This is a genomic window from Natribaculum luteum, assembly GCF_023008545.1.
In the GTDB taxonomy this organism is placed as follows: domain Archaea; phylum Halobacteriota; class Halobacteria; order Halobacteriales; family Natrialbaceae; genus Natribaculum; species Natribaculum luteum.
In genome coordinates, this window is record NZ_CP095398.1 from 716345 (window position 1) to 735017 (window position 18673).

Consider the following 18673-nt stretch of genomic DNA (forward strand, 5'->3'; position numbering starts at 1 on the left):
CCTATCGTAAGATAACTTTTTTCCACATGTCTATGTCGAAGGAATACCGAGCCATCGCAGCTAGCCGACCGATAATTGGAAGAGGATCATCACTATCGGCGATATCGTAGTACAGATTCTCTGCCTGAAGAGGAAAGAAATCTTGTACGTTTTGTGTCCGTGCTAGATAGAGCAAATCACCTGGCAAGAGATACCGACACTGGGTCCCAGTTTGATAATCCAAGGTGGCTTCGAGTGGTTTTCCGAGTGCGCACTGCATGAGGAGCCACGGAAAATCAATGCCAGAATAGTAGGGGAGGTGAAGCGATCCCCAAAACCGGGGGTTGATTTCCATCAATTGTGGTGTATCAGTCCGTAGATCATTTTTGAACTCCACCATTGCCACGCCTTCCCAGTCGGCATCTAGCAGTAATTTGCGTCCCGCCTCTAGGATTGTTTCATTATGAACGCTTTCTCGTAGCGTTGAGGGGCCGCCGTTCGGAGGATACTCCCGAAGCCGCTGATAGGCGAATTGGGCTTTCACCTCCCCATCCCAGATGAGAAAAGCACCGCCCATCCCACGTCCCTCGACTGGGATTCGTTCTTGGACAAGTGGGCGCGGATACTTCCCATGGACCTCTGCGTATGCTGCACGAAAGGCAGCCGGTGATTCGATGAACCGAAGACCACGAGATCCGGAACTATCCCGTGGTTTGATGACCACGGGAAACTCCAAGCCATCGATCTGTGAGACAGCATCACCAACGTCTGATGGAAACACTGTCTTCGGATGTGGAACCCCGAGACGGGCCGCACGGCGCATTACCGCATCTTTCTGGACGAGTGCATCGAACTTCTTACGGCCAGCAACTGGAACAGCCGTATGGTCCGATAACGTCTCAGCATGATGGTTGACCAGGCGGGTGGCTTCATGGCCAATCGGCATCAGGACGTCGATCTCGTGGCGGTCAAGGAAGCGATGGAGAAACCTGATGAACGACATGGGTTCTTCTTCAGGAGAGGGATAGACTACCGTCCGATCAACGTATTTAGAGGCGAAGGCGGTCGCAAACCGGGTTGATTCGCCACAGACGACTGTTACATCACGACGGCCGAGCGATCGAACTGCTGCCAGTGCACTTCGAAGTTGGCCATCGGTTACAAAGACGGTCGTCATTTCTGTCCAACCACCGTCTCTCGCATACTTTTGTACAGCTCCATACCGTAACTCAGCCCATGGAATAGGTAGTATGGCGATTCAGTTCCAAGTGGTTGCACCTTGCCCTCCAAGAGTGCCGTTTTGAGAGCGGCAGGGCTGAGCGTTGCCGCTTCAATCCTCGTTCGCGCCCGACCGATCTCCCAGGGTGTGTGTGCATCGCTCCCCCCAACGGTCGGAAGGGTGCTCTCAGCAGCTAGTTCACCGGCCGCCGCATTGTTCTTCTCCTTGGAACGCGCGTTTATTCTCTCAATGGCGTCCACTTGGTGAAGCAACGAGCGGGGATACTCGCTGACTTTCCGATACGGATGGGGAAGGATAGCGATTCCGTCCTGACGATGGATTTCATCGATAGCACTGGTGAAGGTCGTAGATTCGACCGGCTGATCAAGAAATAGCCCGACCAAGTCGTCGTAATCTGATGTTCGAATCTCTTGGCCAGGGATTACTAGAACTGAATCTGTCTTCGAGCGGACTTCTTCATGGGCACCATATGCATTATGGTCGGTGATCGCAATGGCATCTAACCCTGCTTGCTCTGCATATCTGGCTACGATTTCCGGAGATTGTAACGAATCGTATGATTTCGATGTATGGATGTGAAGGTCTGCTTCAATCATTGGCGACCTCGTTTCGGATTGACTTATGAGCATCGTCTAACTGGGCGAACTGATAGTCCTGCGCTTGAAATCGCGAAAGGAGGTTCTGGAGCATCGGAAAACCGTTCTCATTCCGAGCATAAATCATCTTGTAGAACCGGGGGAGATTTTTGTAGCTTTCTGGGGTGGTGAGATCGTGCATATGGATATTGAGTACAGCAGAAGACGGCGGAGAAAAAGTAAGAAGTTGACTGTACGGAAATCCTAGTACTTGGCAATACGAAAGGGCAGTCGGTATACGGACGGTGTCCGAGTAGACAGTAAACGGCAGTTCGATGAGATCAAAGTCGGGGAAGTAGGTCGGGTTAGTCGCCGCATCTGTATTATTGAAGTGGCCTGGACGCCAAGAGGGAAAGACGCTGGCGTCGAAATCATAATCGTAGGCAACAAGGTGTTCGTAATCCGCCGCTCGAATATTCCCATTTGGCAAACGATACCCAACTGGATCGGTCCCGAAGAACTCCCGATATCGGCTTGTACTTTCGGCCACCTCGTATTCGATCGACGTTTGATTACGCGGTTTATGTGTGTGAGAATGTGGGTGAAATGACACAGGAATAGATGATGCCCGAAGCGTCTCTACTGCCTCAGGATGTTTGTCAAGGACCGCCGTCTGGACGAAACAGGTTAACGGTACTTTCTTTTCCTCTAACAGAGCTACGAGCTGATCAGTCGCCTCAAGTGCCTTGTAACTATTCGTAGGAAGGGCAGTACCGTAGTCACACTCAAAGTCGAGTGTAAGATAAACGGTTTGATCAGTAGGCCATTCGGTAGTGATTGAGGCGTAGTTATCAAGTGCGGCTGTTGGCATGATGTTAACTGGAATACATTGGTTGTAAGCGGTTAGCTATCGAGATGGTGATTTAGTGAATGAAGAATGATCGCCGTAAAGCCTGTGAAAATCCCTGCGAGGGCAAAGAAGACGGACATAATCGCCAGCCCAAGCGGAAACGTTCCCGTCGAAATATAGTTCGAGAACGTCCAATATCCAAATCCAAGTCCCACGAACGCACTTGTGAAGCCTGGCATACCAAGGACCGTGATTGGCCGTTCGCGCTCGACCGTCTTTAGGATATTACTCACGAGCGTAAGTCCGTGAGAAAGGGGGTGCTGACTGCTCGCGTCCTCCACGTCGTAATTGACCGTTGTTCCGACCTCTTCCACGTCATACCCCTGTGTATGGGCGTGATGGAGGATGTCGGTGCTGGCGCTCATACGGTCGCCGATCTCGTCGTCAGCCGCCAAGCTCTCGATCGCCTGCCGGTCGTAGGCGCGAAACCCGCTTTGGGTGTCTCCAATCCACGACTGTGGTCTCACGACGCCAAAGCTCAGATTTGTCAGCGTGTTCACGACGAACAGGCCGAACCGCCGATAAAGAGGTGCGTTCATCGACCCATCATCTGTAAACCGGCTCGCGATGACAATTTCGGCCTCGGTGTTCCGTTGAGCCTCAATCAGATTTGGAATATCAGCGGGGTCGTGCTGTCCATCTGCATCGATGATGACTAAGTGCGCTGCCTGCCGTTTTTTGGCTTCCTGAAAGATCGTTTTCAGTGCAGCCCCGTAACCGCTATTCGAATCGTGTTCGGCGACGATTGCGCCAGCATCGCGTGCAAGAGAGGCAGTGTTATCCCCACTTCCGTCGTCAACCACGAGGACGGTATCAGCATAGGCCTGTGCTGATGTCACGACGTCGGCGATTGTGGCTGCCTCATTGTATGCGGGGATCGCGGCGAGTACGTTGGCTTGTTCTGTGGCGGTCGGAATTCGCTCAAGACAGTACTGGCCGGTCTCCGCAATCCGTGACGTGCTATTCTCGTAATCGGTTGGAACGCTGACGTCCGGATTGTAAATGAGTCCGGGAGCAGAGTGCGCTTTGGCAGTCGTGACCAGTTCTTGTTTCAGTTCGTTACGATCCGGATCCGACCCATGTGGCTCTACGATGGAGACGTCCAACTGTTTGGCTAACTCGAGGCCCTCCAAGTCAGGTTGGTTCGCATGCGTCACGAACACGGTATGTCCCGCTGCGATTGCTCGGAGGATTTCTCTCACCAGCGCATCGGTGTTGTCCGACGTCGCTACAAACCCAACCGCGGGATGTTGCTGCTTTCTCGATGCAGCATCAGGCGTTTCAAGTATCTGTTCTTTCTGCTGGTTTTTGGTGTTTGAAATCTCCGTGTATTCGAACTCCATTAGTCCTCCCCCACAGTTTTACTCACCCAGTGACCGCCTGCCTGATCGGATCGCAGTCTCTTTCACATATGATAGACAATCACGATAGATCATATTTCAGTCATAATCCACTTTTGGGGGAACTTACATAAGCTTAGCGGCCGAACCCCACTGAGGCGTGCGAATTTGTGCCACCCTATTTTCTTATTGTGGGAAAATAACGATGCTCATAGGAGATCTGCCCCTTTAAATATAATTAAACTATATTATCAATCTTATTAGATAAATTGGCCAGCGAATCGACTTGTATGAGTATAGTTTATAATATAGTAGACTGTGGATTAGACCGGCCCTCAAGAAGGAGTGAACGCTTGACAGGTCGTCTCCGTATCTTCTATCGGAGGGCTCTTTCTCAAACAAGGATCTACAAAAGTTGGGAAATCTAACGCTGAACCTACCAAATCTGGACCGCTGGGGTCCCGCAGTCGTCGCAAACGACGGCCTCATTTCCTTTGTACCGCGCTGAAACGAGCATTCCCTGACAATACGTACATTCTGTCCCTTCCACGAGAGCAAGCACCTCTCGTTCGTCCCCACTTTTCCTTTGAATAGATTGCATCCGGTTCTACCGACACATATCAGATTTTTATATCTACTGGCTCGAGTTACATTCGATCCATTCACTCTAGTGGACTCTTCAAGACGGTCCGAGATCAGCACTCCAGACCAAATGTGCAAGACTTACTGGACCTGTTTTTCCATAACGATCTCGTCGTAGTCACGGTACTCCAGCGGATACGGTCTCGTCTTCTCGTACCCTCGACGTCGATAGAGTTCAGGCAGATAGGGGTGATCTTCAGGCGTCGTCAGCCACACAGTAGTATGACCCCACTCTCGAGTCACCTCCTCTGCGTGATCTAGCAATCTGCTGCCGATCCCCTCACCTTTCCAGTTCTCGTGCACGCCGAGATGGCTCAGTTTGACGCGATCCGGGTCCGTCACCTCGAGTCGAACGCCACCGACGAGTTCATTCTCGACCGTAGTGACGTAGACTCGGCTGTCCCGAATCCACTCTGCAACGGTGTGTGGCGTCACGGATTCTGCCTTCGCCGGGAACCCAAGCTGGCGATTTTCGCGATACGCACTCCGGTACACTCGTGCGAGTTCCTCGGCGTCGGCGCTGGTCGCTCGTCGGAGTTCCACCTCGCTCATTGTGTCTACGACTTACGAGATCACAATTTTATAAAAAATGACGCCTCGAGGACGCGGACTCGAATGGTGGATGGTGGTGGTCGTAGCCGTGATCGTCCTCGAGGTGGTCAGTCACTCGACACGGTACCCACGAGGATTCGACAGCCATCGGATCGAGCACGGTGAGCCGTCGCACTTGCGATACCCGGAACGAACCTGCCACATGGTAGACAACCGAAGGGTGACGTCGACACAGCGCCCGAGATACCCGACACACTCGTCGACGACCTCCAGCCCGACTCCACAGTCGGGGCTGTCGAACGATGGAGAACCGTCGGTCGTGCGGGACGTTTATACCGTGCTAGGACGAATCCGAACATGGCTTTCGAAACCCCGATGGGTTTGGAAGCCACGTCTCGGGTGTGTGCGCACCCGGGACACTTTCGATACGTGTCCCCGCCGGAGAGCGGCTTCCGTTCTGATTGTTGAACTGTAACAAGATAAATCTACTGTCCTGTCAGCACAAAAGGTACCGTTCAGCGGTAGGCTCCGACTCGGACGGACCACACCCTGACCGACCTGATCCAGTTGCTACGAATCGCTACGCCTGTGGAGGCGTCGGAGAACGACTCTCGCACCCACTACGTTGGCACCCAGTCGACACGGACAGCTGAGGAAGTATCGGCTCCGGCCTGACGGAACGTATTTTCGGTCGGTCAGATCGACGGTCGTCGAGTACAGTTCCCCGAAGACGTGATGGTCGGTTACGGCAACGCGTCGATGGGTATCGGTGACTGTGGCCTCGACACGAGATCCCGTCGTGACGACCTCCTGTGGAACTCTACTATTATCACGTACCACGGATTTTATCATATTTGGTTACAAGTTACGTGTATGGTCTCCGATCATACTCCCTCCAGCGAAGCACTGTCACGTCGAAAAGTCCTCGCAGCGAGTGCTGTCGTTGGTGCTACCGGGCTTGCAGGGTGTTCGTCGGAAGCCAGTTCCGACTCTGCCGATTGTACGACGACAGCCCTCGAGCACGGTGACGGAGATATCCTCCAGCAAGCGGCCGCTATGCTGGACGATGAGTCCGTTTTCCTGCTGATCTCGTTGCAAGAACCAGGTGACACACTCCCCATCGAGTCGATCCTCATCAACAACTCGGCAGGAGATCTCCTGCACGAAATCCCCACGACCGATGCACGTGAGTATCGCATTACGATCGGCTCGACTCCCCACCACGGCCGCCTCACGTTACTCGCCGAAAACGGACAGCGAGACGAAATCGATTCACTCGAAATCGAGTATCACTGTACCGATAACTAACTGAGACGTCCGGCCCCTCCATACCCTGTACCGAACGGTCGCCCTCCTCACAAATTGCGCCAGGCTTCCTGTTGCACTCGCACACTCTCTCCGGCACCGGGCGATACTTCCCACTCGAGAACACGAAGACGGTCGACTCGACTCGTTCCGTTCGCCCTCTCGCTTCGGCTGGAGTTGTGTTTCGAACGCCTCGCTGCCCGGTCCGACGAGTTCCCCCGCTCGCGGTCGACGACCGATAGACTGGTGCAAACGGGGGTCACCGAAGCTGTCCTCGCTGGTCGTGTCTCCCCACACTGTCTGCGAGCGATCGCCGTCGACTGGCACGCGATAAGGGCGTTACCTCAGGGAACTGTGCGCGAGGTACAGTGAAGTGCTGGATCAGTTATCTCTGCCCTCTCGATAGCCCATTCGTCCTGCCTCGGCCGACGTCCGGAAGATTTCGTAGAGACCGACGAGAAGTCTGACTGCGAGCGCAGTCGCTCCGAGTATTCCGAGCACCTCTCCAACCGGCGGATTGCTAATCTGAGTGAACGAGGAAACGAGTGCGCCTGCGACAAGTAAGCCCAGGCCGATCCAGAACGCCTCATCGCGCTGGGAAAGTGCAGTCAGCGTGTCGGCGACCATATGGAATTGTCTGCGTGTTTACGTATAGTATTTTCGAGTAGAACCGATCTAGTTGCATATCCACTGGTCTGAAAATTCACTGCAGACGTGGATGTGAGCACCACTGTAGCAAGAGTCCTCCGATACCCTCGCTACACCTGCAGTAAAAAACGCGACGGGAAGCGTTTCGAACTGTGATCCAGTGACAGACTTGGTTCTGCAGCTCCTACTCGACTCGAAGCACGGCTTCGCTCGGTGTCAATCTGTGGGACGCAGCGATCTCGACGGCGAGCCACCAGGCACGGTCAGCCAGTTGGGGATCGGCGTCGCGGAAATCGTGCGCGAGGCGGGCGAGCGCCATCACGATCAGGAGGTCGTCCTGTGCATGTTGATCGGAAAACATCGTCGGTGTTGGCCCCGTAACCGTATATAAACCTGAGAGGTAGCTGCCGAAAACCGATTTTCGAGTGTTAAATCCGTGAAAAACGACACTAGGGCACTGTGTAGTGACTGTCGATAGGGAGAGTGGAGGACGGCATAGACCTCTGCCTACGGTATTGGTTACCGCTACACATCTGACCGAAGTATTAGTCACAACGACCATCCGTACTTTCTAGAAACGACGGACTGTCACCGACTTCGTACTCGAACACAATATGATAACAGATTTCCTCGCTTTCCATACCATCACGACCAATCAAATCACCACTTGCCGTCTGATCATCAACGACCCCGTGAATTGCAAGTGGGTCGTATCCGTCGGGGACATCTCGTTTGACAGATTCGCTGGTCTCCGCATTCACTTCACGTGACTGCCAGTGATCGAGTCCTTCAGTTGTTTCCACGGCAAAATGAAATATCTGTTTGCTGTCTGTCTTATTTACTAACTCTACCTCTAGCTGGTTGATTGTGACTTTGTCGCCTGTCAATCGGGTACATCCAGAAAGAAATGATACTGTGGTGCTACTTCCAATCAGGAACTGGCGACGAGTCGAATCCATTATCGGATTTTGGAGAGGCGACATAATATGTATTATCAAGAAGAGTGATTGTTTGATATGTATTTAACCTGTACTTATCGAATCGGAATGTCCACGTAGGGGGTACGAGACCGTTCTATGACACCCACAGAGTGAGCAAAATTATTCACCCAGGATTGACAAGTGGATAGATAATGGTCGAGCTGCCCTCCATGTCCACTACACTCACCGGAAGTGTTTCTCGACGAGAATTACTCGCTGTGATGGGATCGATAGTCCCGGTCACCATATCGGGATGTAGTGATTTCGCGTTCTCCAACGGCACAGAAGGAGAAGGTGATACAATCGAGATCATGGTCGAAAACCAGACGGACGAGCGCGCAGCGATCGGCGTTCGAGTAGAGAACGACGACGGAGAGATGCTGTTTAGTCGGGTATACGAACTCGAGCCCGGGCATCTCGATTCAGCTGCTGGTATCGAAACGACTCCGTCGACGGTGACCGCGTTCACGCCAGAAGGGGCCGCTGCGACCTGGGAGTATGCACCTGGTCTGGACATCGACTGTGAGGGGGAGGATATCGGGATTACCTTACGATCGGATAATTCGATCGAGTCGTGGTACGCCTGTTGAGTGTGTTACCTCTCCTTCCTATCGAGGCACGACAAATCTCTTGCTCAGAGCGTTTCACATCCACTCATACATCGTGGCGATCGCAGTCGAGCAGCGACAGCACCAGCGGTTGCGATAGGATAGCCGATAGCCCGGAACAGGACTATCGTTCCGGGCTCGCGCCACCTTCGACGAGAGACATTCCAAACTCGGAAAGCCGATATCGGTAGGCAGCAGTACGGAAGATGACTCGCCCATAGTCATCGCCCCTGTCGATGTCCTCACTCTCTTCGATCGCGTCGACAGCTCGGTTCAGTTTCGTCAGTCGATCACCTTCGCGGAGATAGGACGCAACGTCGTCCGAGGGGACCTCAAATTCGTCGGCCAGGATGGATCGAATCGTTCGACCAGCGCCATCCGCAATGACTACCCGATCCCCAGGTTGGCCGTCATCCATCGGTACGATCCGATCGTCCATGTGGGCGACCATGTTGTCGATGAGACGCTCGATTTCCTCGTCGACCGTCTCCTCTGCCTCGCCGTTGATGATCTGATCCCGACGTTCGCTGATCACGTACGTCGACGGACCGGGTGGCTGGAATTCCTCGAGGATGTCGAGATCGACGAGGTGGTTCAGCACCGTCCGCGACGAGTACTCGAATGCCAGGCGTTCCGCGATCTCGTTTCGAGTCAAACCCTCGTGATCGGGGCCAATCCCGTTCTCATACAGCGCAGTGGCAACGGAAATCTGGTCAGCAACACTGTGGGTGTTCGCCTTCCGATCTCGAATGTAGGCCGCGAGAGCGTCACTACCAGTTAGCTCCTCGTCTTCACTGTCGTCTCCTGGGCGAGGAGCCTGTGCGTATTTCTCGATCTCGTCTGTCGTTTCCAGCATCTCGTACATATCCTGCAGCGTGCCCTCGGCCCCAAGCAATCCCATCTCCTCGAACAGGTCGCGACCGATGTCGGTGAGGCCATAGAAGCGCCACGGCAGGTCGCGCTTGCGTTCTTCCTTCGGAAGCGTACGCTCCTCTACGATGTCGTGCTCGATCAGCACCTCGAGATGTTCGCGGATGGTGCTTTTGCTTTTGCTCGGGTTCACGTAGTCGAGTTCTTTGAGCGTGGGAAGCTGCGTCGGATGAGAGAAAATGTTCTGGATCAGGACAAACCGCGTTTCCTGGGTAACAACGTTGAGGCGCTGTCGCTGGTTTTCTACCGTACTGTCGATTGCATCGGTCGTATCGGGCTGATCCCGATGCGTCGTGTTGTGTGCCATTGTTGGGGTGGACAGCTACAGTCGAGTGGGTACCTGCTGTACGATCACTACGTGATCGTCATCCCCTCCGTGGTGTCGGACGGGATCGACGGAATACCGGTCTGGAACGGGAAATCCAACCGGCATCAGTCGATGCTGGTTGTATTGGGTGTGTTCACGCTAGCGTATAGTCGCCGACGCTATAAATTCAAGCCACTTGCCAACGACTCACACTACATCCTCAGTGTCCGTGAACACGACCAGAGCGGGGCACTCATCGAACACGGACTCTTGATCGAATCGCGATCGTATCTGAAACCGTAACCGAGGAGCACGTCCGGGACACCCAGGACGAACTCGAGCAGACCCAGACCGAGAATCCCTCGAGTGAGATCGAACTCACCGACGGAACCACGCCGACAACGGCTGGCCAACCTAACCACACCGGGTGGGAATGAAAGGGGCGACGGGCTCGAGGTGCGAGACGAAGTCAAGCACCGCAGCGAAGCGAGGAGCGTGGTTCGAAAGGCGCTTCGCGCCTTTCGTCATCACGAGAGAGCTTCTCTCTCTCGAACGACAGCGAGTCGCAGCCCTCGAGCACGTCGGGGCTTTCTGGGTAGTTGTAGTCGAATCGAGCAGTCCGAAATCGATCTACTCGTCGACCTCGAGTTCGCTCACGTCGAGATCGCCCTCGAGGTACGTCTGACCTGTTTCTGTGAGTTCGTAGAGGCCGGTTTCTACTTTTGTCAGCAACCCAGCTTCGGTGAGTATCTTGCACCGTTTGCTCACGTAGTGGCGATCGTATTCGATGTCCGCTGCAAGAACCTTCGGAGAGACCAAAATTGGATGCTCGTCGAAAAAGAGCATGATCTCGTAATCGACTGGTGCCATCCAGGGAACCCGCTCTACCATCTATTCCCAACCTCCTGCTAGCAGAACGAACTCGAGCCCGGGCATCTCGATTCAGCTGCTGGTATCGAAACGACTCCTTCCCGCACCAAGCACCGACAGATCGCGTCGTCCCTCGGTCGACTCGAGGTCAACACCAGCGCCGTCATCGAGGATGAGCGATCGTTCAGGCGAGATACTGACCAACACACGGGACGACCCAGAAATGTCGATGTCATTTGAACAGTTTCGCGAATCGCGTCTGTGAGATCCGCCATCTGGTCTTCGATGAGGTACGTCGCGACCCGCTCGTCAGCCGTCATCGCCACGGTCTCGTCAGTCGATGGCTGACTGGCCGACCTCGAGTCAGTCTCTTCGTTCGTCGCGAACTCCGAGAGCGTTGGATGGCCTGTCATGGTGTCCACCCATGTGATACCACAGAAATCGCACCGGACTGTCGGATACTCTCAAACGCAAAGCGACCTGCGGAAGTGTTATTACGAATTACGCATAACTCATAATATGATGTCTCAATCTACGACACCGGGTGGGACGCCACCGATTCAGCAACTTCGGACGCTCGTTGACCTTTTAGAGAATCCGACGCTCGCTCGAATCTATACTCATGTGTTGCGAACTGAAGATCCGACTGTCGAGGATCTCATCTCTGAACTCGATATCCCACAAGGGACTGCCTATGATTATGTCGGTCGACTCGAGGAGGCGGGTTTGATAACAAAGGTGCGTAAAGAGCGACCGTACGAATTTGCAGCGGAGCCACTTTCAATCACGCTCACGACAGACGGTGAAGAACGAACGATCACAGCCGAACTCGTTGACGCAGTCGGTCGTCGTGAGGCAGACAAAGATATTGATGTTTATCTTGATCGTCACGGGATCGATGGCCTTGCGACGGCTCTCGAGTATGCTCGTGAGTATGTCGACGGAACGGTCAACCATCGAATTATGGCCCGCGAAGTTGACATCTCTCCGCTGGAAGCTGAAATCATCTTGCAGGCACTCGAATCGGTTGTTCTTGAATACCGTGACGAATGAAGATCGAATATATCGCAGACACTGGTGTTTTCGTCCGGTGTGGTGGCCCAGACGCTGACAAATATCAGCGATTGCGCCGTGCAGTCCGACAGGCAGATGTCGAACTGCTCATTCCTCGACGAGTGCATCTCGAATTAGGTGGGAAGCCGAACGATGTGTCTTATTCCTCGAGCCAGATTCCATGGCAAGAAGGTATCGAGGAAGGATGGATTCTCGTAGCTGAAGAACTCGAGTAGTAGTTGGATAGCGATTTGCCGTCAGACCGATTTCGTAGCAGTCTCATGAATGGTCTCTCAATGGTGAATCAAGTGTGTCGCTGGGGGTTAGCGGATCGCTGGAATCGATAGATTCCACGATCCGCACCGAGAACAGTACGCATCTCCGCCAGCAACTCGTCGTCAAAGAGCTTGAGAACCGACTTCTTCGTCGTCAGATCACTGCAAAACAACAGCAGATCGAACAACTTGAGGCTCGCCTCAAGCGGTACGAAAACCCAAACACACCTCCCAGTAAGCAGGGTGGCGTGGCTGGATCACCTGGCAACGATGACAGCGACGAGGAAGAGAACGAAGACCAAGGGGACGACGCTGGCGGCGACGCTGACGCCGCCAGCGGCTCCTCTCCAGGACGTGACGAAGGTCACGAAGGAACAACTCGACCGCCTCCGGAACCAGAGGAGACTATTCGAGTCGATCAGGGATATTGCCCAGACTGTGAGCAAATCCTCTCTAACCCGGACAGCTACATCTCACGGACGATTATCGACATACCTCTCCCTATTCCAACCACTGTCGTCGAGTACGAACTCGGCAAACACCGCTGTTCCTGTGGAAACGAAGTCGTTGCTGAACATCCAGACTGCCCGGAAACCGGGCGGTTTGGGCCAAATATCATGGCCCAAACCGCCCTCGGTAGGTTCCATCAGCGACTTCCAAACCGTAAACAGGCGGAGCTGTTTGACTGGGAACTCGATACACCCATCTCTCATCGGACGATCTACAACCTGACCAAGCGGGTCGCAGACCGGCTGCGACCCGCGTATGACGATGTCAAAGCCCGTATTCAGGAAAGTGACGTCGTCTACTGCGATGAAACGGGATTTCCTGTTGACGGAGAGCAACACTGGGCGTGGACGTTCGTTACTGACGAAGAAGTGCTGTTCTGGGTTGATGAGAGTCGTGGAAGTCAGGTGTTAGAGGACGTCCTCGGCGAGGACTTCGCCGAGGACTCAACGCTCAGCTGTGACGGTTGGTCAGCGTATCCGAGCTATCACACGAAGCTCCAGCGGTGCTGGGCACATCTGTTGCGGGAGGCGGAGTACGTTGCTGAACGGTACGAGGAAGCAGAGAGGTTGTCTGAGGAGTTACACGCTCTCCATGACGATTTAACGGCGTTCGACGAGGAGGATCCGTCCGCCTCCGCCCGCGAGCAAAAGCGGGCGGAGGCGTCGTTACATCTGGAAGGCCTGATCAGGGAAGACTACGAGGCACAGGAGGTCAAGAAGCTGATCGAGAAGATCAGGAACGGGTTAGGGCACTGGCTGACGTTCGTTACAGAGCCAGACGTCGATTCGACGAATAATCGCGCAGAGCGCGCTCTGCGCGAGCAAGTTGTGCTGCGGAAGATGTTCCGGACCCTCCGCTCAGCCGAAGGGGTCCAGATTCACGAGACGATTACGACCATGTTAGCCACGTGGAAACGACGAGGACTTGATCCGCCTGAACAGCTCCAGTCCATCCTCGGTGGGCAAGAACTCAGATTAGGATGAGAGGCATCACTGGCCGGTGAATCCTGGTCACGCTATCCAACTACCTCGAGTACGCGAATCCACTCGTTTCTGGAATTATGGACGCTTCCAGACGGTTTATCGCGAATGAGACAAATCGGCCCGAAGACAGTATTGAAAAAACGGATACAGCGCTTGTTGGTCTTGCGGTTCAACTTCTTGATAACGGTGAGGCTGAGAAGGTGATATTGTTGACGACAGACAAGCCTGCTGGACGAGCCGCAGAAACCTTGCTTCCTGAATACGGTTTCCCAGATCAGATTGAGTTCTGGTATGCAAGTGAATCGTATCTAGAACAGATGACTGCAGCCGATTTTCTTGACAACTAATCTACTGTTGACTTACAAATCGAGCGCCAGATCTGTTCCTCCGATGCGGAGCCGTCGCTCCCTGAGATGGCTATCGCTGGACGCGGGCTGATCAAGCCCGCGTCCAGATTCTCATACACTGCGGGAATCCCGACGCCGTTGGTCGGTGCCTCCCATTTCCGCAGCAGTGCTTTGTCGAGAGCATGGTCGATCCACTCCCGGAATACTTCGAAGCGGAACCAAACTGGGAGTGCTCGCCCGCCGCGGCGCGGCGTGGCGAGCACGCCCTACCGGACGATCAACCACAAGTTCCGCAACAGGAAGCTCACAAGCACAAACAACAACCGAACGACTGGATCGGTTGTACTCGTACACGCATGTGCCTCTCTCATCGTTCGGAAGGCTGTCTCGATCGCTGCCCGTTTCTGGTAGAGAGCTTCGACTTCCTTCGGCGTGCGATGTACGTACTGACTGGCGATAGAGAATGAGCAAAAATATTCACCCATGATTGACAAATGGATAGATAATGGTCGAGCCGCCCCCCATGCCCACTGTGTTCACCGAAAGCATTTCTCGACGAGGATGGCTTGCTTTTATGGGATCGATAGTCCCGATTACCATATCGGGATGTAGTGATTTCGCGTTCTCCAACGGCACAGAGGGCGAAGGAGATACGATCGAGATCATGGTCGAAAATCGGACGGACGAGCGCGCAACGATCGGCGTTCGAGTAGAGGACGACGACGGAGAGACGTTGTTTAGTCGGGTATACGAACTCGAGCCCGGGCATCTCGATTCAGCTGCTGGTATCGAAACGACTCCGTCGACGGTGACCGCGTTCACGCCAGAAGGGGCCGCTGCGACCTGGGAGTATGCACCTGATCTGGACATCGACTGTGAGGGAGAGGATATCGGGATCACCTTACGATCGGATAATTCGATCGAGTCGTGGTACGCCTGTTGAGTGCACTCCCCGTCCTTCTCATCGAGGCGCTCTCATCCCAGGATTTCGCCGGATCTACACCGGAATGCATCGTGGTGATCACATTCGAGGAGCGACAGCACCAGCGAACAAACTCGAGTACTACCCTGGTCAAATGAAAAGGTGAACACAGTGCGGGCAATATTCCGTCACCAGACGAGATAGATTACTGGCTCTATTGAAATACTTAATCGATGATAGTTTTTCGGAGCCGTGCTGCATACAGAGCATAAGTTCAGCACGGCAGCTTCGCTTGTTTCATTCTGAATCTAATGAATTATTCGAGCAGTATACTTGTAAATCGATCAATCTCTAACTCGCGGAAAGAATTTTTATTCAGTGAACCATTTGTTAGATATGGTCATTTCAACGACGTCAGTATGGGACGAAATTGCGAACGAAGTTGCAGACGGGTTGGTAATCGAGTACGAAGATGCAACTGTGTACGGCGATTTTGAACAGGAACAGGTTCTTCACCAGGGTAAAGTTCGTATTCTCCCAAATAGTTGGGTTGCTTTACCAACTGGCCGTCTGCTTTCGCCAGAAGCGGTACATCATATCGACCCGTAGGACTCTGTACTGATCGATCTCCCTCATCGCAGATCAGTTCTCAATCCGTGTCACATTCGCGCGCTGTATTCAGCAGACTCTGACCGAAATCCTGAGGCGCTGTCAAGAGCGGCGTGCGAGATAGAGGACGAGTTTAGCACGACGGCTTCGTTTGTTTCGCGTCGAAACCGGTGAACCATCTGCTCACTTCATGTGCGAATTGATCAAAGGTTATTTCGTATCAAACTCTAAGATATCAATATGGAAACTGTGCTCTCTGTTATCGCTATATTGTTCGTCATCGGGGTAATTTACTCATTAGTACGATTATTTTGGGATGACGAGATGCCCAATTGGATTGGCTGAGATGCTATGTGAAGAATCTCTACTGACCGTTCACCACCCTTCGTAGATCGACCTTCGACTCGTGCCGCAGTCGCGCCTTGTATCTTCCAGAGACTCGACTAACTACCGAACTGTTGTCAGAAACGGCGTGCAAGATATAGAGTGTAGTCAGCAGTCGACCTGAGCCATGGACAAGCTTCTTTACCACTTCGTTTTAAGTACAAGATACTCTAATGCTCGATTTCGTCCGGTCAAGCCCTCTTTTTAGCATTCGGCGGTTGGCTTTCGGTATAGTCCTCACCGTCTTCATCGTGGCTACTGATGTACTCTTTATCCATCTCCAAGACATCCAAACGACCGCTGACTTCGTCTCCAAGGTCGCGATTCACACGCTCGGAGCCTATGGTGCGTTTACGATCATGGCCTTGTTTAACCAGCCCAGCGCTAGCCAGTAGTTGACCGACTCGCGCCCTGTATTCAGCACGCTGTTTATGTCAACTGCTAAGGGTTTCAATAGAGCCTCGATTTGGATTTGGATGGCTCTGTTGAAATCCTATTCTTCATGCACAATGTAGAATGAAACAGTCGATAGATGGGAACTGCGTAGTTTCCATCTCTCTGTCATGAGATGTGGACAATCTTCACCGAAAGTACTTGTATAGACGGGGGAAAACATGTTTCTATGCCTGCATTCGGTGTTGGAACCCCGATATTCCTCGTCGTACAAGCTCTCATCTCGTGGTTCGTCTATTCTGAGGCGAAAAAGTATGGCTCGCGCTCCCCGGTAGTCGTAGGAGCATCTGTATTCGTTCTAGGAGTGGGGCTTGCATTCGTTTTCAGTACTGTCATCGAGTTAGTCGTAGTCGAACTTCTCGTCATCCTCATCTATCTTCTCGGAGTACACGCTGCAAAACGGCGTTCTGCATCCGCTTGAGCTATTCTATGATACTTTCATCCTGCATTGACCGCTCAGAGTGATCGGTCGATATTATGAACGAGACAGGCGATGGTGAGCTCACGAAATTGTTTCCACCAGCGTCGTGAGCGGACGAACGCACCGTACTTTCGCTTGAGTGTTGAGTTGACAGTCTCGGATTGACTCCGCTGTCCGTAGAGATCAGTGTCTAAGCGTGCGTTCCATGCCTTGTGGAGCGATGTGAACTCACGATGCTTGATCAGTGGACGAACCTCGTATTGACGGGCAAGCCGTCTGATTTTCTGGTCGTCGTAGCCTTTTTCACCGAGCAGGATGTCGATAGTCTCGGGGTTGCGTTTGATCAACGACGGCGCGATCTGGCTATCGTGTTTTCGTGTCGTCGTCACGTGTAAATCAAGGATGGCGTTCACTTTGGAATCGACTAGCAGTGTTACTTTGAGTTGCTGAATCGTGAGTTTGGCTCGTTTCGTGTAGTGGTTTGAGGCGTGGCTGCGGTCGAATCCCGAAGCATCAATCCCCCCAATGCCGTTGGTCGGGAGCAGTGAAACAGAGAGATTGAGCAGCACTCGCCAGACAGCCATATCGAGTCTATCGAACGCTTTGCACAGTGTTGATGGGGCAGGCAGTTCAGTGAGATTAATCGCGTTCCGAATACGGGGCATTTCGATGAGTTCGTCGAGGAGTGTTCGATACGTTGTATCCTTTCGAACTTTGAGACAGAGGAGAACGATGTGCTGATGGAGCGTATAGCGTTTTTTCGAGAACTTCGAGGAGTATCGAGCTACGGCACGTTGCGCTAACTGAAATGCTTCCTCAACAAATCGGAGCAACCGAGACTTTGGGAGGGTCTGCATCTACTCAAACTACCGACTGAACCTGTAACTCACTAAGGATTTCAACAGAGCCATTTGGATGGAAGATGAAATAATAGTCACAACAAATATGGGTGTTGGCTAAAATTGCCTTACCAATGGTTGGCGCTGCAATACAACGATTTTCGATACTCTTGCTACTGTTCGGTGGATTTCTTGATGTCTATGCGGCAATAGAATTCCCGAGTGGATTACCCGCACTTGGGAGGGGAATCATGCTTCTCGCGTTAGTCCTCGGGATCGTGGGATTATCCATCGAATTGTCGTCGAACCTGGGTGAGACGTAACCTACGTCACCGTCTCTCGAGGGGTTATCGAATAGACACCCACAGAGGTTCTCGTGATCGCATTCGAACAGCGACGGCGCTACAGGACTAACGGGACTAGTTCGAGTCACATCTAGATCGAGAACCCCTCGAGTGAGATCGAACTCACCGACGAAACCACGCCGACAACGGCTGGCCAACCTAACCACACCGGGTGGGAATGAAAGGGGCGACGGGCTCGAGGTGCGAGACGAAGTCAAGCACCGCAGCGACGCGAGGAGCGCAGCGAGTCGCAGCCCTCGAGCACGTCGGGGCTTTCTGGGTGTTGTTACTCGAGCGGTTCTCGATTACTCTTCATCTCGCTCGAGATCGCTCGCATCGAGTTCGCCGTCGAGATACGCGAGGCCCTTGTCAGTAATTCTGTAGTAACCACGTTTCTCGTCGGTCTTCTCGAGTAATCCTTCCTCGGAGAGCACGTTCATGCGCCGAGAAATTGTATTTTGACTCCGATCGAGCACACCGAGTTCTTCAACGAGATTGTACCAGACGGCAGTTGGTGGCAGCGAGATCCGGTGGTCCGTGGCGGTCTCCAGTTCCTGCAAATACTCGAGAATCGCGTCGTCGGCCTCGTTCATCCAGGAGACACGGGCCCGCATATCCCGGTGGTCAACTGTTCGGTGATTAACTGC

Annotated in this window: 21 protein-coding genes and 1 pseudogene; 8 read left to right on the top strand and 14 right to left on the bottom strand. The window is 53.2% G+C overall.

The features are described from left to right. Position 1: 1 nt before the first annotated feature. From MU558_RS21940 to MU558_RS21975, 9 genes are all read right to left on the bottom strand, one after another. Positions 2-1156, bottom strand: a complete 1155-nt coding sequence (locus MU558_RS21940; RefSeq protein WP_246975548.1) for a carboxylate--amine ligase — start codon at positions 1154-1156, stop codon at positions 2-4. Further along, positions 1153-1815 carry a PHP domain-containing protein gene (locus MU558_RS21945; protein WP_246975550.1) on the bottom strand — a complete coding sequence of 221 codons (663 nt, stop codon included), beginning with the start codon at positions 1813-1815 and terminating at the stop codon, positions 1153-1155. The genes MU558_RS21940 and MU558_RS21945 overlap by 4 nt, the downstream gene beginning before the upstream one ends. Further along, entirely contained in the window at positions 1808-2665 is an 858-nt protein-coding gene (locus tag MU558_RS21950; RefSeq protein WP_246975553.1) for a polysaccharide deacetylase family protein, read from the bottom strand. The genes MU558_RS21945 and MU558_RS21950 overlap by 8 nt, the downstream gene beginning before the upstream one ends. Positions 2666-2697: 32 nt before the next feature. Further along, entirely contained in the window at positions 2698-4047 is a 1350-nt protein-coding gene (locus MU558_RS21955; protein ID WP_246975555.1) for a glycosyltransferase family 2 protein, read from the bottom strand. Positions 4048-4480: 433 nt separating this feature from the next. Then, entirely contained in the window at positions 4481-4645 is a 165-nt protein-coding gene (locus MU558_RS23255; protein WP_322987055.1) for an HVO_A0556 family zinc finger protein, read from the bottom strand. 122 nt (positions 4646-4767) lie between these two features. Next, positions 4768-5238 carry a GNAT family N-acetyltransferase gene (locus MU558_RS21960; RefSeq protein ID WP_246975557.1) on the bottom strand — a complete coding sequence of 157 codons (471 nt, stop codon included), beginning with the start codon at positions 5236-5238 and terminating at the stop codon, positions 4768-4770. A 1686-nt stretch (positions 5239-6924) separates the two neighbouring features. Next, complete coding sequence (locus tag MU558_RS21965) at positions 6925-7170, bottom strand: hypothetical protein (RefSeq protein ID WP_246975559.1); 246 nt, start codon at positions 7168-7170, stop codon at positions 6925-6927. Positions 7171-7375: 205 nt separating this feature from the next. After that, positions 7376-7552: a hypothetical protein gene (locus tag MU558_RS21970; protein WP_246975561.1), complete on the bottom strand. Its 177-nt coding sequence runs from the start codon at positions 7550-7552 to the stop codon at positions 7376-7378. A gap of 184 nt (positions 7553-7736) precedes the next feature. Next, positions 7737-8150, bottom strand: coding sequence for a hypothetical protein (locus MU558_RS21975; RefSeq protein WP_246975563.1), 414 nt, complete (start codon positions 8148-8150; stop codon positions 7737-7739). Positions 8151-8482: 332 nt separating this feature from the next. On the opposite strand from MU558_RS21975, the gene MU558_RS21980 reads away from it, so the two are divergent. Then, positions 8483-8761 (top strand): hypothetical protein, encoded by a 279-nt coding sequence (locus tag MU558_RS21980; protein WP_246975565.1) that lies wholly within the window; start codon positions 8483-8485, stop codon positions 8759-8761. Positions 8762-8903: 142 nt separating this feature from the next. On the opposite strand, the gene MU558_RS21985 is transcribed toward MU558_RS21980, so the two are convergent. From MU558_RS21985 to MU558_RS21995, 3 genes and pseudogenes are all read right to left on the bottom strand, one after another. Further along, positions 8904-10016, bottom strand: coding sequence for a helix-turn-helix domain-containing protein (locus MU558_RS21985; RefSeq protein WP_246975567.1), 1113 nt, complete (start codon positions 10014-10016; stop codon positions 8904-8906). Between the two features lie 630 nt (positions 10017-10646). Then, a complete protein-coding gene (locus MU558_RS21990) occupies positions 10647-10907 on the bottom strand; it encodes a MarR family transcriptional regulator (RefSeq protein ID WP_246975569.1) in 261 nt (86 codons plus the stop codon). Positions 10908-10985: 78 nt separating this feature from the next. After that, a pseudogene (locus MU558_RS21995) lies at positions 10986-11299 on the bottom strand (ATP-binding protein); the annotation flags it as partial. Positions 11300-11408: 109 nt separating this feature from the next. On the opposite strand from MU558_RS21995, the gene MU558_RS22000 reads away from it, so the two are divergent. From MU558_RS22000 to MU558_RS22025, 7 genes are all read left to right on the top strand, one after another. Further along, a complete protein-coding gene (locus tag MU558_RS22000; protein WP_246975570.1) occupies positions 11409-11939 on the top strand; it encodes a winged helix-turn-helix domain-containing protein in 531 nt (176 codons plus the stop codon). Continuing rightward, entirely contained in the window at positions 11936-12175 is a 240-nt protein-coding gene (locus tag MU558_RS23565) for a PIN domain-containing protein (protein WP_486642004.1), read from the top strand. The genes MU558_RS22000 and MU558_RS23565 overlap by 4 nt, the downstream gene beginning before the upstream one ends. Positions 12176-12249: 74 nt before the next feature. Beyond that, the gene (gene tnpC, locus MU558_RS22005) at positions 12250-13707 is read left to right on the top strand and encodes an IS66 family transposase (protein WP_246971934.1); all 1458 of its coding nucleotides are present in this window, start codon (positions 12250-12252) and stop codon (positions 13705-13707) included. 23 nt (positions 13708-13730) lie between these two features. Beyond that, positions 13731-14054 carry a PIN domain-containing protein gene (locus tag MU558_RS22010; RefSeq protein WP_486642009.1) on the top strand — a complete coding sequence of 108 codons (324 nt, stop codon included), beginning with the start codon at positions 13731-13733 and terminating at the stop codon, positions 14052-14054. Between the two features lie 574 nt (positions 14055-14628). Next, the gene (locus tag MU558_RS22015) at positions 14629-14997 is read left to right on the top strand and encodes a hypothetical protein (protein ID WP_246975571.1); all 369 of its coding nucleotides are present in this window, start codon (positions 14629-14631) and stop codon (positions 14995-14997) included. Between the two features lie 375 nt (positions 14998-15372). Then, complete coding sequence (locus MU558_RS22020; protein ID WP_246975572.1) at positions 15373-15585, top strand: hypothetical protein; 213 nt, start codon at positions 15373-15375, stop codon at positions 15583-15585. Positions 15586-16591: 1006 nt separating this feature from the next. Further along, positions 16592-16843: a sporulation control protein gene (locus MU558_RS22025; RefSeq protein ID WP_246975573.1), complete on the top strand. Its 252-nt coding sequence runs from the start codon at positions 16592-16594 to the stop codon at positions 16841-16843. Between the two features lie 35 nt (positions 16844-16878). Here the strand turns inward: MU558_RS22025 and MU558_RS22030 are convergent, their stop codons facing one another. Both MU558_RS22030 and MU558_RS22035 read right to left on the bottom strand, forming a co-directional pair. Continuing rightward, on the bottom strand, positions 16879-17700 hold the full coding sequence (locus tag MU558_RS22030; protein WP_246975574.1) for an IS5 family transposase: 822 nt from the start codon (positions 17698-17700) through the stop codon (positions 16879-16881). Between the two features lie 631 nt (positions 17701-18331). Then, the gene (locus MU558_RS22035) at positions 18332-18640 is read right to left on the bottom strand and encodes a transcriptional regulator (RefSeq protein WP_246975575.1); all 309 of its coding nucleotides are present in this window, start codon (positions 18638-18640) and stop codon (positions 18332-18334) included. Between the last annotated feature and the right edge of the window lie 33 nt (positions 18641-18673).

What these genes read in the sequence shown, in the direction of transcription:
- MU558_RS21940 (WP_246975548.1), bottom strand. Translation starts at nt 1,156, where the DNA reads ATGACGACCGTCTTTGTAACCGATGGCCAACTTCGAAGTGCACTGGCA.
- MU558_RS21945 (WP_246975550.1), bottom strand. Translation starts at nt 1,815, where the DNA reads ATGATTGAAGCAGACCTTCACATCCATACATCGAAATCATACGATTCG.
- MU558_RS21950 (WP_246975553.1), bottom strand. Translation starts at nt 2,665, where the DNA reads ATGCCAACAGCCGCACTTGATAACTACGCCTCAATCACTACCGAATGG.
- MU558_RS21955 (WP_246975555.1), bottom strand. Translation starts at nt 4,047, where the DNA reads ATGGAGTTCGAATACACGGAGATTTCAAACACCAAAAACCAGCAGAAA.
- MU558_RS23255 (WP_322987055.1), bottom strand. Translation starts at nt 4,645, where the DNA reads ATGCAATCTATTCAAAGGAAAAGTGGGGACGAACGAGAGGTGCTTGCT.
- MU558_RS21960 (WP_246975557.1), bottom strand. Translation starts at nt 5,238, where the DNA reads ATGAGCGAGGTGGAACTCCGACGAGCGACCAGCGCCGACGCCGAGGAA.
- MU558_RS21965 (WP_246975559.1), bottom strand. Translation starts at nt 7,170, where the DNA reads ATGGTCGCCGACACGCTGACTGCACTTTCCCAGCGCGATGAGGCGTTC.
- MU558_RS21970 (WP_246975561.1), bottom strand. Translation starts at nt 7,552, where the DNA reads ATGTTTTCCGATCAACATGCACAGGACGACCTCCTGATCGTGATGGCG.
- MU558_RS21975 (WP_246975563.1), bottom strand. Translation starts at nt 8,150, where the DNA reads ATGGATTCGACTCGTCGCCAGTTCCTGATTGGAAGTAGCACCACAGTA.
- MU558_RS21980 (WP_246975565.1), top strand. Translation starts at nt 8,483, where the DNA reads ATGGTCGAAAACCAGACGGACGAGCGCGCAGCGATCGGCGTTCGAGTA.
- MU558_RS21985 (WP_246975567.1), bottom strand. Translation starts at nt 10,016, where the DNA reads ATGGCACACAACACGACGCATCGGGATCAGCCCGATACGACCGATGCA.
- MU558_RS21990 (WP_246975569.1), bottom strand. Translation starts at nt 10,907, where the DNA reads ATGGTAGAGCGGGTTCCCTGGATGGCACCAGTCGATTACGAGATCATG.
- MU558_RS22000 (WP_246975570.1), top strand. Translation starts at nt 11,409, where the DNA reads ATGTCTCAATCTACGACACCGGGTGGGACGCCACCGATTCAGCAACTT.
- MU558_RS23565 (WP_486642004.1), top strand. Translation starts at nt 11,936, where the DNA reads ATGAAGATCGAATATATCGCAGACACTGGTGTTTTCGTCCGGTGTGGT.
- MU558_RS22015 (WP_246975571.1), top strand. Translation starts at nt 14,629, where the DNA reads ATGGGATCGATAGTCCCGATTACCATATCGGGATGTAGTGATTTCGCG.
- MU558_RS22020 (WP_246975572.1), top strand. Translation starts at nt 15,373, where the DNA reads ATGGTCATTTCAACGACGTCAGTATGGGACGAAATTGCGAACGAAGTT.
- MU558_RS22025 (WP_246975573.1), top strand. Translation starts at nt 16,592, where the DNA reads ATGCCTGCATTCGGTGTTGGAACCCCGATATTCCTCGTCGTACAAGCT.
- MU558_RS22030 (WP_246975574.1), bottom strand. Translation starts at nt 17,700, where the DNA reads ATGCAGACCCTCCCAAAGTCTCGGTTGCTCCGATTTGTTGAGGAAGCA.
- MU558_RS22035 (WP_246975575.1), bottom strand. Translation starts at nt 18,640, where the DNA reads ATGCGGGCCCGTGTCTCCTGGATGAACGAGGCCGACGACGCGATTCTC.